Annotated in this window: 10 protein-coding genes; 9 read left to right on the top strand and 1 reads right to left on the bottom strand. The window is 44.0% G+C overall.

Annotated features, from left to right (window positions below; genetic code table 11):
• Positions 1-739 precede the first annotated feature (739 nt).
• On the bottom strand, positions 740-979 hold the full coding sequence (locus tag RCO25_RS26560; protein ID WP_308999093.1) for a hypothetical protein: 240 nt from the start codon (positions 977-979) through the stop codon (positions 740-742).
• A 467-nt stretch (positions 980-1,446) separates the two neighbouring features.
• Between RCO25_RS26560 and RCO25_RS26555 the strand changes: the two genes are divergently transcribed.
• The 9 genes from RCO25_RS26555 (at position 1,447) to RCO25_RS26515 (ending at position 15,610) form a co-directional block, all read left to right on the top strand.
• Positions 1,447-3,687 (top strand): helix-turn-helix domain-containing protein, encoded by a 2,241-nt coding sequence (locus RCO25_RS26555; RefSeq protein WP_308999089.1) that lies wholly within the window; start codon positions 1,447-1,449, stop codon positions 3,685-3,687.
• 309 nt (positions 3,688-3,996) lie between these two features.
• Positions 3,997-4,881: an ABC transporter permease gene (locus RCO25_RS26550; RefSeq protein WP_374992169.1), complete on the top strand. Its 885-nt coding sequence runs from the start codon at positions 3,997-3,999 to the stop codon at positions 4,879-4,881.
• A gap of 6 nt (positions 4,882-4,887) precedes the next feature.
• Entirely contained in the window at positions 4,888-5,787 is a 900-nt protein-coding gene (locus tag RCO25_RS26545; protein ID WP_374992168.1) for a carbohydrate ABC transporter permease, read from the top strand.
• 89 nt (positions 5,788-5,876) lie between these two features.
• Complete coding sequence (locus tag RCO25_RS26540; RefSeq protein ID WP_374992167.1) at positions 5,877-7,508, top strand: ABC transporter substrate-binding protein; 1,632 nt, start codon at positions 5,877-5,879, stop codon at positions 7,506-7,508.
• A gap of 38 nt (positions 7,509-7,546) precedes the next feature.
• Positions 7,547-8,962: an alpha-L-fucosidase gene (locus RCO25_RS26535; RefSeq protein ID WP_308999088.1), complete on the top strand. Its 1,416-nt coding sequence runs from the start codon at positions 7,547-7,549 to the stop codon at positions 8,960-8,962.
• A gap of 780 nt (positions 8,963-9,742) precedes the next feature.
• Positions 9,743-10,030 carry a CapA family protein gene (locus RCO25_RS26530; protein ID WP_308999087.1) on the top strand — a complete coding sequence of 96 codons (288 nt, stop codon included), beginning with the start codon at positions 9,743-9,745 and terminating at the stop codon, positions 10,028-10,030.
• Between the two features lie 630 nt (positions 10,031-10,660).
• Positions 10,661-12,973, top strand: a complete 2,313-nt coding sequence (locus RCO25_RS26525; protein WP_308999086.1) for a discoidin domain-containing protein — start codon at positions 10,661-10,663, stop codon at positions 12,971-12,973.
• Positions 12,974-13,790: 817 nt separating this feature from the next.
• On the top strand, positions 13,791-14,705 hold the full coding sequence (locus tag RCO25_RS26520) for an AraC family transcriptional regulator (protein WP_308999085.1): 915 nt from the start codon (positions 13,791-13,793) through the stop codon (positions 14,703-14,705).
• Positions 14,706-14,710: 5 nt separating this feature from the next.
• Complete coding sequence (locus RCO25_RS26515) at positions 14,711-15,610, top strand: glycoside hydrolase family 16 protein (RefSeq protein WP_308999084.1); 900 nt, start codon at positions 14,711-14,713, stop codon at positions 15,608-15,610.
• Positions 15,611-15,656 lie beyond the last annotated feature (46 nt).

Below are 15,656 nucleotides of genomic sequence, written 5' to 3'. Positions count from 1 at the left end.
TCCTAAAACGTTGCCTATTCAGCTAGCAGCTTAACTTATATTCTACCGTTTCGTTGTACGAGTTTTGGCTTATTCGCAGGATTTCAAAGAAAGCACGGAGTACCGGATATATTCAACCACAGGGCACCGACCCGTAACGATAGCAAGACCGGCCTCCGCCCCTTGGGTAGGCGTAACGAAGGAATGAGAGGGCACTGACCCGTTAAGACATGGGAGTGAAAACCTCCAAGGGCGGCGTGGAGAATGCGTGCAGTAAATGGAAGTATATGGGGCGACAATGATCCCCCTTTATTCCCGTGCGCCTTCATGTTGCCGAAGTCTAACACGGCGTTCCCCTTCTTGTCTTTCAGTCCTTACCAACTGGGTGAAATCCTGCGAATAAGCGAGCATTCGTGAGAAAAACATATCGTACCAAGGGAGTTCAATAAAGACACCGAGGCAGCCGAGATCGGCTGCCTTTTCCACACTAACGGGCAGGTTACGATAATGCCACTAACGACTTACAAAAAGGACGCTTCTCTTCTTTTAAAGTAACGGAGAACGATAGCTGAATAACAACACCGCGGCAGCCGGCCAAATACGATCGGCTGCCTTTTTGTTGCGCTATTCTAGCTAATAGCTTGTCGATATTTAAAACTTAATGCATAAAGCCCATGATGTTATACTGAAAAAAGAGCATGCCAAATAACCATCTATAGATGGACGGGGAAGATTTCCTAAGCAGGATTGTTTTTCCTGATTAGGTCAGACGATATGTTTCTTTATGGGTAAGAATTGCGAAAATCCAGTGAATTAGCTTATTTACACAGGCAATAACAGCCAATTTAAACGGCTTGCCCTCGGCAGAGTGTCCAGTTGCTTCTAACCACAGATACAGCTTGTTATAAACCTGTTCCTTCATGTAATTTCGATACTCCAGCGTTGGCTTCATGCCTGCCTCAACCGCTTTTTTGGCATGCCCCGCAATGTTGTTTCCCACTAGTATATACACGACTACAAAGGCAACTAGCAATCCGCTAATATACAAAATTCTTTAGCACAACAAAAGCGGCGCAATTGGACCTTTCAGTCTCTATCCGTCACTACTGCTTTTTTTTGGTTAAATAAATGGAATTTTGTACTCGACTTATCGGGTGATCGTAGCGTTTAAACTTAGCTTAAATCGCCGATTTTGAGGGGGCTCCCCTCGGCAACTCCCCTCACACCGGCACCTAAGAGTGCCCATTTTTTCAGCCGGGGTAGTCAATTTTTTGATTGATATTTACACTTCTTTTTAAAATCAATTGTGTTTCGAAAAATATGGGTAAATGTTTACATAATGATGGTAATCGTACTATAATAACCAAAGCATAAGTTCTTTTGAATCTGTGGTTTTATCTTTGAATGCGTTTACATTGGGTTCGATTGATCATTAGCATCTTGACTGATCATTCCACGGGAGGAAATATGAAGAGAAAATCATGGTTTTATAGACAGCTATTATCTTATATGCCCGCCTTTTTCATCGTCGTTTCATTTATTTTCTTCGTGTTCTTTCAGATGCTCAGCGATCAGAGCCGAAAAGAAGCGACCAAAGCGAATGAGACCTTACTGCTGCAAGCGGTAACCTCTATAGATTCTTCTATGAAGACGATTGAACAGATGCTCTTAAGCAATATGCTTAACAATCCGGATCTTTCGGTGTTTTTTAATGATGGGAAACAGAGTGATTACTATTTAAACATCAAAGTGGTTCAGTTCATGAAGAACTTCCAGATCACATACCCCCTGGTAGATTCCATGTATCTTGTAAGAATGAATGATGAATTTATTCTCAGCAACTCCACTAGCGCCAATCTACTAGATTATCCTGATTATGAATTGATTAAGCCCTATTTGGCAGAATCCGTCTACGAGACGAAATGGACAGGCGTTCGTACATTTCAGGAGTTTAACTTTAAGGAGCCGGAGCAGGTAATTTCGCTTGTGCTGAAAGCACCATATATCCGGAGCGGCGAGGGGTTCGTTATCGTTAATATCCAAACCGATGCTCTGAATATGATGATTCAGAGCATATACAGTAAGGATGTAAGCTATATTGATGTTATGGATGGGGAAGGCAAGCCTATTCTTCCTAATGATCACGCAGATACGACTCAGCGAAACCGCATCTCCTCTGCAACATCGCCGCTGACGGGCTGGAGCTATGAGAGTGGGCTAGTGCATGGCGGGTGGGTGAATATAGCCAATCAATTGTATAACGTCTGGTTTATAGTAGGTCTGGTGATGACAGGTGCAGGCGTATGGTGGATTGTTTTTGTTGCCCGGCGGAATTATCGTCCTATTGAACAGATTGTGTCCCAAATCCAGAAGTTTTCCCAAGATAAGACGAATGTCTTGTTAAAGGAAAAGCGGCAGGATGAGTTTACCTTTATCCAATCTGCGCTTAACAATATGCTTGAGCAGTCGAATTCTTATCAGCAACAGTACCGCGAAGATTTGCTATTGAGAAAGACTTATTTATTTCAACAGCTTCTAGATGGCCAGTACCCTTCGAGCTTAGCACAGTGGGAGACGCAGCGTGAGACGATTCCATTGAACGATTTAAGTCAGCCTCAGACCGTATGCGTGATTAAAATCGATAAATTTAATCAGTTTGTCGGCCAGTATACACAGCAGGATCAATATTTAATGAAGTTTGCACTCAGGAGTGTCATTCAGGAAACTGCTCAGAAGCATGGTGTTACGGTATGGACAGAGTGGATTTCCAGTTCGAAGCTGGGGGTGCTTGTACAAATTTCAGATGTGAATCTTGCTGAAGAAGAGCTTTTGCTTGTGCTTGAAAATTCACGAGTATGGGTCGAGGAGCATTTAAAGCTGACGATTACTGCAGGTGTTGGACGAACAGTGGAGGTATTTACAGCCATTTCCGAATCCTATACAGAGGCGCTCCAAGCATTGAAGTATAAAATGATTATGGGAGAGAATACAATTATCTTCTATACTTCGATCAGAACAGAAGAGCAGGGGAAATCCTTTGACTATTTCCAGCAGATCCAGGCGATGACTCAGTCTTTCCGGTTAGTCAGAGATGATTGGCGAGAGCAGTACAAGAGTATTCTGAAAAATATAGAGAAGGACATGTTGAATCAAGATCATATCATCAGCTTGACCGACTATATGATTTATTCTCTTGGGCGGGAAATGAACAAGATGGCTAAGGAGTTTCAGGAGTACTGGAACCAAGTAGGTGAGCCAGCCTTGAATGAAGCTTTAATGAATTCAGATACGCTGGTGCAAATGGAGAGTCAAGTCGAACAGGTGCTTGAACAAATTTTTGAGAAGCTTTTATTGCTGCACGAGAATCGAAATCACTCGGAAATCATTCGGAGTGTTCGCGCCTATATGGAGAAGGAATCCGCAAATCAGAATATGTCTCTGGATTTTCTAAGCGGACAGTTTCAGATGAATCCCAAATCGTTAAGCAAATTATTTAAAGAAGAGACCGGTCAGAAGTTCGTCGATTATTTAATTGAGCTTCGTATGAATCATGCAAGGCATCTACTCGAAGATACGCACCATTCCATCCAGGAAATTGCCGAAGAGGTTGGTTACACGAACGCGATATCATTTGGTCGTGTGTTCAAGAAAGTGGTAAGCATGTCCCCGGGTGAGTACCGAGAACAAGCAAGTGAGAAGAATGCCTAGCATGATTGATAACGCCTCTGGTGTCTATTAGACGCCGGGGGCGTCTCTATTTAGCCATTAACGAATATAGTTGGTCCCGAGAAAACAGTATTGCAGATATAATGCGTGAAAACAGCTGTTTTCAGGGGCCTTGCGGAAAATAGTTGTGCCGAGATTCTTGTTTATTGCTGCAATCCCGCCCTCCCGTTTAACATGAAATTAACTGAAGGGAAAGGAGAGTGGCTTGATGGCTAGTATAAGCAGTAACCCCGTTTCAAAGCGGGAACTTACGGTGCAACCGGACAAACCTGTAAGCAAGCACTACAACAAATGAAGAAGCATTGGCAATTTTATTTGCTTGTCGCTTTACCGCTTCTCTACATTATTCTTTTTAAATACATTCCGATGTTCGGTGTCGTGATTGCATTTAAGGACTATAACGTTGTAGATGGAATTTTGGGAAGTCCGTGGGCAGGTTTCAAGTATTTTCAACAGTTGTTAGATGCGCCATACTTCTGGGATTATTTGCGGAACACATTATTGATTTCGCTATATGGGCTGCTGGTCGGATTCCCGGCCCCGATCATATTGGCACTTGCCCTGAATGAAATTCGAAACGGGGTATTCAAAAAGTCGGTTCAGATGGTTACCTATGCTCCATACTTCATTTCAACCGTTATTATTGTATCGATCCTCATTGTGAACTTATCACCGAATGTGGGGCTCCTAAGTAATATTTCCAGAGCACTGGGCCTTGAGCCGGTCGATTTCCTCGGAAAGTCGGAGCTGTTTAAGTCCATATATGTATGGTCGGATGTGTGGCAGAACATGGGTTATGGGGCGATCATCTACATTGCTGCATTATCCGGTGTGAACCCCGAATTGTACGAAGCGGCCAAGGTAGACGGTGCGACCCGGTTCCAAAAGATCTGGAATATTGATATCCCAAGCTTGATTCCGGTCATTGTGATCATGCTGATACTAAGCCTTGGTCAAATTATGAGCCTTGGGTTCGAAAAGATATATTTAATGCAAAATCCGCTCAATCAAAATACATCGGAAGTCATTTCTACCTATGTATATAAAGTCGGGCTGCTCGGCGCGAACTTTAGCTTCTCGACGGCGATTGGATTGTTTAACTCCGTAATCAACTTTACGCTGCTCATTATCGTGAATTTCGTGGCGAAAAAAATATCTTCCAATAGCTTGTGGTAGGAGGCGATGACCCTGGGTGGTACCAGCATAAAAGAATCGGTGACAGATCGTATATTTATTGGCTTGGTGTATTTGTTTCTAGCAGTAGTCTTCATTATTATTTTGTTTCCGCTATTACACATTATGAGCGCTTCCTTCAGTTCGCCGGCTGCGGTTACGTCCGGTAAAGTCTGGTTATGGCCTGTTGATTTTACGATCATTGGCTACAAGGCTGTATTTCAGAATTCGGATATTTGGATTGGGTTCGGTAACTCGCTCTTTTATACGGTGTTCGGTACGCTACTGAATGTTTCTTTCACCATCATGATGGCCTATCCGCTCGCACGAAGAACATTTTATGGTCGTAACATTATGATGCTGCTTCTTGTTTTTACGATGTTTTTCGATGGAGGACTGATTCCGAATTACCTGCTTGTGAAGTCGCTTGGCATTTTGGATACGAGATGGGCTATGATCCTGCCGGGAGCCTTTGCCGTCTTCCAGGTCATCATAGCGAGAACGTTCTTTCAGTCGCTTCCCGATGAGCTTCATGAAGCTGCGCAAATTGATGGATGTAGTGATATGAAGTTCTTCCTTCAGATGGTTATTCCTTTATCCAAGCCGATTATAGCCGTATTGTTCCTGATGTACGCGGTCGGTCACTGGAATGCCTACTTTAATGCTTTGATTTATTTGAAAGAGAGTCACATGTTTCCGCTGCAGATCTTCCTGCGGAATCTTCTTATTCTGAATTCTGAAAATTCCGATATGTACAAGGATGTTAATAATGTTCTGATGCAGCAGGGACTCAAGGATTTATTGAAATATTCATTGATTGTTGTATCCAGCGCCCCTGTTCTGATCATTTACCCGTTTGTTCAGAAGCACTTTGTTAAAGGGGTTATGATCGGTTCCTTGAAGGGATAACGGGTGTTCACCTAAGAGAAGTGATAGTTCGGCAATTGGTGATATTAACGGTTATACTAGAAGTTTCTAAATATAAGGAGGCTGTTCAAGTGAAAAGAAATTTGATCCATGTAATGAGTCTGATGTTGGTTCTTACCATGGTTTTATCCGCATGCGCTTCTAAAGGTAAAGACGATAGCTCCGCAGATACGCCTCAAGATCCGAATAAGCCGGTTGAATTGTCTGTATTTGCCCCGCAAACGGTTGGCATCGAGAATTTGGATGTAAATAAATTTTCCAAGCATTTGGAAGAAACGCTTAATATTAAATTCAACTGGAGCACTTCCCCAGATGCTGCTTTTAATGATAAGAAGCTATTATTGTTAGCTAGTGGCGATTACCCGGCCGTCATTCTTGGTGCGGGAATGTCGAAGGCGGATCAGGTGAAGTATGGTCAGCAAGGTGCTTTTATTCCACTGAATGATTTAATCGATCAGTATGCGCCGAATATTAAGAAAGCGATGACGGATGTGCCTTATTTAAAGGCAGGTATGGTCGCCCCCGACGGTAACATCTATGCACTTCCTAAAATTAATGAATGTCTGCATTGTACGTATTTCCAGAGATTGTGGATTAATACAGATTGGCTTGAAGAGCTGAACTTAGAAATGCCAACAACAACTGAAGAATTTTATCAAGTTATGAAGGCTTTTAAGGAGAAAGACCCGAATGGTAATGGTAAGGCAGATGAGATTCCTTTAACGACCTCCAATAATGACTGGGGCGGCGGTGTAGAAACCTTCCTAATGAACGCTTTTATCTATAATGATGGAACCGGTTTATTGATTAAAGATGGACAGGTAATCTATGCTCCTACGCAGCCGGAATGGAAAGAGGGCGTGAAGTATTTAAATAAGCTATTCCAAGAAGGGTTAATGGATAAAGCCGCCTTTACGCAAAATGTTGACGCTGTTAAACAACTGGCCAACAAACCTGATGTGGTTGTAGGTAGTGTAGGTACTGCGAATATTGGAGGCGTGTTTGAAGTTAATGATGAGAACAACACACGTCATAAGGCTTACGATGTTGTTTCACCATTGAAGGGACCAGAAGGTGTCCAATTAGCAGGATATACAGTAGGTGCTGGTGCAGGACAGTTTGTTATTACGAATAAAGCGACGAAGGAAGAACAGATTGCAGCAATCCGCCTGGCAGATTATCTATTCTCTGAAGAAGGAACGGTTATGACAACGTGGGGATTTGAAGGAGAAGGTTATAAAAAGGCGGAAAGCGGCGAGCTCGACTATAACGGTAATCCAGCGAAGTATGATGTCGTTGCGACAGAGCAGTCGGCAAGTGGACAGACACCTCTCGCAAATACGTGGTGGCAATTAGGAACGATGCAGATGCTTAACTCGATCCGCGAATCGTTCGTAGCTCCGGCAGATCCACTAGGTAAAGGTGCAATTGATTATCGCCTCTGGCTGGCTGCGAAAGAGTATGAGCCATTCGCCAAGCCGGAAATCGTATATCCAACCGATGTGTTTATCGATCCGGCGGATGCATTAATCGTTACACAAATGTCGAAGACATTAACGGATTACGTGAAATCGAATCTCGCTCAATTTGTAACAGGGAATAAAGACATTGATAAAGATTGGGATAGCTATGTAAATGGATTTAAAGGAATGCAATTGGATTCTTATCTAGCGGCTTACCAGAAAGCACTGCCTAAAGAATGACCATGTTCTTCAAACTTAGGGCTACGGAGGAAAATGAGATGGATGGTTTGATTAAGTACGCTGCTCAAGTGAAGCCTTCAGAACGACAGGTAGCTGTGCAGGAAATGGAGTTTTATTCTTTTATTCACTTTACGATCAACACGTACACGGATAAAGAATGGGGACATGGAGATGAAGACCCAGCTATCTTTAACCCTGTAGAATTTGATGCTAATCAGTGGGTAGATGCGTGCCGTGACACCGGGATGAAGGGACTTATCCTTACTTGTAAACATCACGATGGATTCTGCTTATGGCCGAGCCAGTATACGGATCATTCAGTTAAGAGCAGCCCTTGGAAAAATGGTCAGGGGGATATTGTGATGGAAGTCGCTGATGCCTGCCGCATCGGTGGAATTAAATTCGGAGTCTATTTGTCTCCATGGGATCGTCATGAGCAGACTTACGGAGATTCCCCTAAGTACAATGAGTACTTTCTGAATCAGTTAAGAGAGCTGCTAACGAATTACGGAGATATTTTCTGTGTATGGTTCGACGGTGCTTGCGGAGAGGGTCCGAATGGTAAGCGGCAAGAGTACGATTGGGATGCTTACTATGCTCTAATTCGTGAGCTGCAACCGAATGCGGTTATCAATGTGTGTGGACCGGATATTCGGTGGTGTGGGAATGAAGCGGGCTATTGCCGGGAGTCTGAATGGAGTGTTGTACCGGCTTCCCTTCGCTCGAATGAGCAAATACAAGAGAAATCCCAGCAGGTGGATGATGGCGAATTCGCTAAGCGATACGATTCAACGGATCGTGATCTTGGAAGCAGAGAGATCATTCGTAAGGAGCGTGAGCTAGTCTGGTATCCAGCGGAAGTGAATACATCGATTCGCCCAGGCTGGTTCTATCACGCTTCGGAAGATGATAAGGTTAAATCGCTGGAAGAGCTGCTTCAAGTGTATTACGGCTCTGTTGGCGGAAATTCGACCTTTTTGCTGAACTTACCGCCGGATAAGCGCGGCCTTATTCATGAGAATGACCGGGCTCGTCTGCACGAGTTGGGTGAAGCGATTCGGAACACGTTCAGAACGAATCTGGTCGAAGGAGCTTCGGCTCAGGCATCAGAGACCATGAGCGGTCATAATGTTAACTATATCTTTGACGGGAATCCTGATACCTACTGGTGTCCTGAAGAGGGGACGGAGCAGGTAACAATTGAAGTTGACCTGAAGGATGAGACTGAATTCAACCATGTTGTTCTGCAGGAGTATCGATATAGTCAACGGATCGAGAATTTCGAGCTGGAAGTTCAGCAGAATGGTGAATGGAAGCCGCTCTGGAGTGGAACCGTTGTTGGCTACAAGCGCATATGCCGGTTCGACAATGTGACTTCACGGTATATTCGCCTTAAGATTACAGAATCCAGATGGTGTCCGACGATTTCAGCCTTTGAAGTGTACTGCGGATAATATAATAGATCAGAATGCTGAGGGGATGTCCCAGAAGATCTAAGATCTTCTGGGACGCCCCTTGTTTCTGTTGTTACGACACATTGCAAACGAATCTTTCCATCGTAAGCGTCAAACAGCCCCCACCATGCGGCCATGATGAGGGCTGTTTGACGCTTACGTTTATTCAAAGCTTGTAATCACCAATGCCCAGCAGGAATTTAACGAAGTCATCGTTTGCTGATTATGGTAGAAAGGTTGATTCCGAAGAAGTTTATGTTTGGAATCATGAAGATGATAGTAGAGAAAAGTTAAGTTCATCACTAAAGGCATTTGTTAAAGGCTGGTTAGATGAGACAATAAGTATTTGATAATCATTCTCTTGGGCAGGTAGTAACTACACCGCTCCACAATAGAACAATTTCGCATATTGGGTAGCGAATGCTCATATTGACGTCACTGATTCTAACCAAATGTAAGTAAGTCATGTAGTGAAATTCCCGCAGCGGGCAACCTTGCATATTCTGATCCTTATCGCCCGATCTTTGATGTTTCGCGGTTTGTTACGTTTTAATTTGTTTTCGAACACGAAATATTCGGTGGCTATGTCAGCGAACGTTGCAATTTCTGGATATGCCGAAAATCGGCTTAGAATGTCACAAGATTGGAGCGCAACCTGTATCATCTACGAAAAGTCGCCTCAAAATACTCTGGTTACTTCAATTCAAATCGCTTCCTTTGCCTTCATAATGAGGGCGAGTTTTTCATAAGGCAACGTGGGGGGAATAACAAAAGTGGGTATTGGCCAGAGATATGATAGACGCCGGGGCAGATGCCGTTATTGGGAGCCATCCTCACGTCCTGCAGGAATTTGACCGGGGAAAACCGATAGCGTATTCCATCGGAAATTTCCTTTTTCCAGATTACGTTAAGGGACTCGATATGGGATTCGAACCCTTTATCATAAAAGACAACCAAATCGTGAAGCAGGACAAAGCGTACGAAAAAAGGCAACTGAATTATCTCGAAAGCTTATCGTTTGGTGTTAATGTGGATGGCCATTCAATTCGTCAAGCGGTTCGCGTGTAGGATCAGGGGAGGCGTGAAGAGCATTAATGGTGCAACGTATGAGCGAGCCCAACACTTCCTTGCTTCGCGACGGTATCCCTGCATTCTCCGTGCATTTAGGCCCAATCGATACTGAACTGGCTCGTTATTAACCGCCTGGCGGGGAATTACAAGGTGGTCGAAATCGCTTGCGCCAACAAACTTCTCCATCACATTTATGCCATCCTCCGTAAAAGCGCGCCCTACAAATCCTGAAAAACCATATCCATAACCTCCACGCCAATGAAGGTTATTTGTGTTGTTTAGAAAAGTATATAAGTGTTCTATTATTTATCCAAGTTGTAATGCTTGACAAGTATTATCTGGTTTTTTGTGTTAAGTATACAAGTTTTGGGGTTATAACTCCCGAACTGCCCCTTATAGGGAAATAAGTTTAGTTAGAGAAAACAGTTTGTTGTAAGCATTTACATCTGCATATTATACTTTCCGCACATCATATCAGCCTAGATCAGACAAGCTGCTCAAAACGATGTGAGGCCACGAAAGGAGGGACATAGTGAAGAGTCAGTGTCTTTGGGAAGGTACTCAGCTTGAAATCAAAGATAATTCGAAAGATTGTCACCTAAACCATTAATATGAGGAGGGCTTAACTTGAAAAAGTTGATCGTATTCCCGTTAACCTTGGCATTAATGCTGTCGCCTGCGATGGCATTTGCTAAGGGTATACCTACGGATGGAAAGTCTTATGCGCAGATTGCGGATTCACTCGGTAATCTGGCCTATAACAAGACCGTGGTTGTAAGTAATGTGAGTAAAGTGGTTCCCAGGAATAATCTCGCACTCCATAAACCAGTAGTGGCAAGCAATATTCAAAGCGATAAATATAGCGGAGAGATGGTTGTGGATGGTGATCCCGATACGCGTTGGGCAACGACAGATGCTGATATGACTCATACATTAGATATTGATTTGGGAAGCGAGACTACTTTTGACAGAGTGGAGCTGATGCAATTTCACGACAGGGTTGAGAGTTATAAAATACAATACTGGACAGACAGTGCTTGGCATGATGCATATTCAGGTGGAAAAGTTAAAGCAGGCTATACGAATGTAACCGAAAGGAATCATTTTCAACCGGAAATTGCAGAATTTTCTCCCGTGACAGGCAGTAAGATGCGGTTAATTATTAAAGCGTATAAAGTCGAACCGAGTTTTTGGGATATCGGGTTGTATAACACAGCGGACATCCCGGCTGAACCTGTAACAGATCCTTTATATGATGGCCCCAAAGCAGTAGATGCAGACCCGGGATCCTATTGGAAAACCGAGGATAGCATCAAGTCTGCGACGCTCGATTTGGATTTTGGTAATAGCATTCCGTTGAACAGGGTAGATTTCTCGCAGCCTAATGAAAAGATTGGTAAGTATATCATTCAATATTGGGATGGTTCGAAGTGGAAAGCGGCGTTTCAAGGCACATCATCTTCGACCAAAGAAAGTGTTGAGTTCAAGACCGTAACCAGCAGTAAATTAAGATTACAATTCAATGTAAGATCCGGCGTTTCCGGAATAGGTCTTTCAGAGCTTGAAGTCTATAACACGAATGCGGATCCGGGATTGTCCCGAGGACAGCGGGTGTTGATCGATAAAGGACTGCAGCAACAAGCATGGATCTCTACGGATCAGACTGGTCGTTATTTCCCTACGGCCGAGGAATGGAGGAATATTCACTTTACGGCACCAACGTACTATGAAGCTCCCATGTATAACCAAGCGTTTCATGATGCGCTCCCCGCCTCCCAGTGGTCTTTAGCGAAAGCTCCATTCGCTGAGCATTTAGTTGCAGGACCGACATCGCAAGAGCATTTTCTAAATGAACAGCAAAGGGCGAATCTGACCAATCTTGTCAGCATGCAATTTGGAGACGAAGAAGATTTTAGCGCATCTGTCGTTAAATCCTTTAAGGGTTGGTTTGATTTAAGCCGAACATTATATCCGGATGTGATCGTGCATTCCAATCAATATGCAGATCAATGGAACACCGAACAATTGAGGGCTTACACACGAGCTGCAAAACCGGACCTCTTAACTTATGATTGGTATTATTTTGATCGGAACGATCAGCATCCAGGTGGAAGCGTCAAAAAATTGTATGATGATATTAATATGTTTCGAACCATTGCTTTGGAGGGTTATGATGGGACAGAACGTTCGCCGATTGCTTTTGGACAATACACACAAGGCTTTAAATCCGGGGAAGATTACGTTCCTTCCGAGTCCGAGCTCAATATCGTTTCTTTTGCTACCTGGACAATGGGAGGGAAATGGTTGAACTTGTTCCGTTGGGAGAAGGACGATGGAAAAGATGATATTAATCCGTATATATTCCACAATAATAACGGTAATTTGACGCCAAGTTATGATCACTATGCCGAAATGGTAAAACAGGGAAACACTCTTGGAGATTATCTCGTACGCTTGAACAGTTCGGATGTGCGAATAATTCCGGGAGAACATATGTCAAACGGCAATGTTGTTGCAAATAGCAAACCGAATTCCATTCCTTTATGGGATCCTTCGGCCGATGCCCGCATTCGGAGTATTGCTGTTCAGAATATCGGAAATGCGAATCATGGGTTGAAAGGGGATGTGCTGATCGGCTATTTCGAACCGCTTAATGGATTAACGAAGGAAGACGAAAAATTCCTTCCGGCTCCGCATTCGAAATACTTTATGATTATGAATGGACTGACAGCGAGCGGAGACGCGGGGTCATCCGAAATTACGAGTCAGAAGATAACGTTCGAACTAGACGTTAAAGGGGAAGGTCCAAACTCACTGTACCGTGTCAATAAAGAGACAGGGGAAACGGAGCGCGTTCAGTTGACTCACGTCAAAGGAAATCAATATCGGTTGGACATCATGCTTGGCGGAGGCAAGGCAGATTTGTTCTTCTGGAAGTAGTTCAAATAAGCTTCGGATAAGTGAACAGTCATTACCTCTTGTTGTTTATGATCTAATATAGTATACAATCGATAGGACTTAAGGGATTTCAGGTGTGAAGTGAGGTATAACAATCTGAAACTTTTATACGAAACGATTTGATCAAAGTGCAAGCAGCGGTTATAGGAATATTCCAAAATCCGCTGCTTGTTCTGATGTTTTGGCGGCACGTACGAGCCTTGGGATGCCCCAGCTTTTTGTCAAACCTATTATGACAAGATGAAGTAAAAATGTGAATAAGAACAACGAAGATGAGCAGCCGGGGGATGAATCACCGCTGCTTGTTGTCCTTAGAGGAGCCATTCCTATAATGAAGTAATTTGCACTTTGAAAAGAAAAAGCGCCTCCTGTATGCTGGGTCTTGGAATGCGACACATTCACTGCCCTAATTGAAAGAGGCTGCTTAAAACAAAGAGGCAAACACCTGCAATCTCGCGTTATTCACAAGTGAGCAACTACGACAACGGAAGCACCGGAGAAGCCGAAGTTTAACATTCCATAAGGGCAACGACCCCGTAGAGGAAGCAAGAATCGGAATCCACCCCTTGAGAGGTAGAACGAAGGAATGTAATGGCATGGACCCAGCGTGCCATTGGAGGGTAAACCCCAAGGGCGAATATGGAGATCCACTGTGCGATCATAATCATCTATCCACAGTTTTGGAACGAAATGATCCTAAGCTCTGTTCCCGCCTAACCTTTTATGTTGTCAAAGTTGAAATATTGAGAATGAACGAGAAAACAGGAGAAAATTAAACTTATAGTGAGAGGGGAAATAAATGACAAACCAAAGCATTCGGGACCAATTGCAAGCTTCGCTGCATTACATGGAAGAGTCGACTTATGACTCTCGTAACCTGCATATTCACCAATCGTATTGCACCGTTTCCTATATAAAGAGAGGGAATGTTACCGTCTATGTGGAGGACCGAACCCATCATGCAACGTCCGGCGACGTGATGATCCACCGCCCGGGCGTCGAAATTCGCGTCATTAATGAACATGAAGGCGTTCACTTGTTCATGAATATCGATCTTAAGGTATTGGGCGACGTGGACTTTTTTCAATTGTATCCATTGAAAAATATTATTAGGTTGCGGGATCCGGCGCGCTATGAAGAATATTTCTATGAATTATATCAGCATTGGCAGCAAGATCATTCATTCCGGGAAGCGCATTGCACCTTCCTCATGCTTATGCTATTAAGCGAGGTTCTAAGCAGCGCTCGCACGAATCTGGATATTGCGCCGCTCGATTTGCTGAAGGGGAAGGACCGCTTCCGTCATGTGATTCAGTATATGCATGAACATTTGCACGAAAAAATAACGAGAGAAACGCTCGCTGAGCTCGTACATATGCACCCGGTTTACTTTAGCCGCGATTTTCATAAAATTTACGGAAATACGCCGGTCGCTATGTTAAAAAAGCTGCGATTGCGGCGCGCGAAGACGCTTCTTGAACATCCAAATCTGACGATAAGTCTAATTGCCGAGCAGTGCGGTTTTTACGATCAAGCTCATTTTACCCGCACGTTCTACGAAACGTACCAACTCCTGCCCAGCGAATACCGGGAAAGTCTCGAAAGTAGTATCGATTATACAAAAAGAGGACTCGATCTTACATTGTCCGGTTATGGTGGAACCATTAGCATAAAAGATGGATTTGAAAGCGAATTCAATCGAATGGGAGGATGATCAGAATGGAGAAATGGATCGGGAAGAAGTGGCTGGGTGCCGCCGCATGCGTTTTATCAATCACGATTATGGTTGGTTATGCGGGTGCCGCTTCGAATGTGGCGGCCCTAGGGGGGGCGGAAGCAGAGAGAGTCATGAAAGAAGAAATCATGGTGAAGAAGGAAGCTAAAGAAAAGAGGATGCGCGAAAAGCGGGAGATTCAGGAAATGAAGAAGGCGGGGTGGAACATTACGTTCTTGGATAATTTCGAAGGGGAACTTCTGGATCCGACGAAATGGGACCATGCGCCGGAATGGCAACGAAAGGACGGCTATTGGTCGGACGAAGAGGCCTTCCTTGATGGCAAGGGCAATTTAATCATTCAAGTGAGCGAAAGGGACGGCAAATATTACTCTGGGGCGGTTACAACCAGTGGAATATTCGAGCAGGCATACGGCTATTATGAGATGCGCGCAAAAATACCGAAAGTAGAAGGCTTTTGGACTGCGTTTTGGCTAATGACGGACGGGGCGCATACGGTAGGCAACGAGGGCAAAGACGGAACGGAAATCGATATTGTGGAAACGCCTTTTGCGTATATGGATAATGACACGGTTGTCCATGCGATGCACTGGGACGGATATGAGGCGGATCACAAAAGTGCGGCGGCCTATCCGGTTGTCCCGGGTATTTACGAAGGATTCCATACCTTTGCATTAGAGTGGAATAAAGACGAATACATTTACTATATCGACGGTAACGAAACATGGAGATCGTCTGCAGGCGGAGTTTCCGAGGTGCCCGCTTTCGTGCAAATTACGGCTGAAGTCGGGAAATGGGGCGGAAATATTGGGAACGCAGTCCTCCCGGCACAAATGGTCGTCGATTATGTCCGCGTATATGAGAGTAAGGAAAATAAACAGTAGCCTTCAATTCGGTTGATCCTTAATGGGGTCAGCCTTTTTTCGTGTC

It is taken from the genome of Paenibacillus sp. LHD-38 (assembly GCF_031157315.1).
GTDB lineage: Bacteria > Bacillota > Bacilli > Paenibacillales > Paenibacillaceae > Pristimantibacillus.
This window is presented reverse-complemented; position numbering and strand designations above follow the sequence as displayed.

Coding starts and splice junctions, on each gene's coding strand:
- RCO25_RS26520 (WP_308999085.1), top strand. CDS start 13,791: ATGACAAACCAAAGCATTCGGGACCAATTGCAAGCTTCGCTGCATTAC.
- RCO25_RS26550 (WP_374992169.1), top strand. CDS start 3,997: ATGAAGAAGCATTGGCAATTTTATTTGCTTGTCGCTTTACCGCTTCTC.
- RCO25_RS26555 (WP_308999089.1), top strand. CDS start 1,447: ATGAAGAGAAAATCATGGTTTTATAGACAGCTATTATCTTATATGCCC.
- RCO25_RS26515 (WP_308999084.1), top strand. CDS start 14,711: ATGGAGAAATGGATCGGGAAGAAGTGGCTGGGTGCCGCCGCATGCGTT.
- RCO25_RS26545 (WP_374992168.1), top strand. CDS start 4,888: ATGACCCTGGGTGGTACCAGCATAAAAGAATCGGTGACAGATCGTATA.
- RCO25_RS26535 (WP_308999088.1), top strand. CDS start 7,547: ATGGATGGTTTGATTAAGTACGCTGCTCAAGTGAAGCCTTCAGAACGA.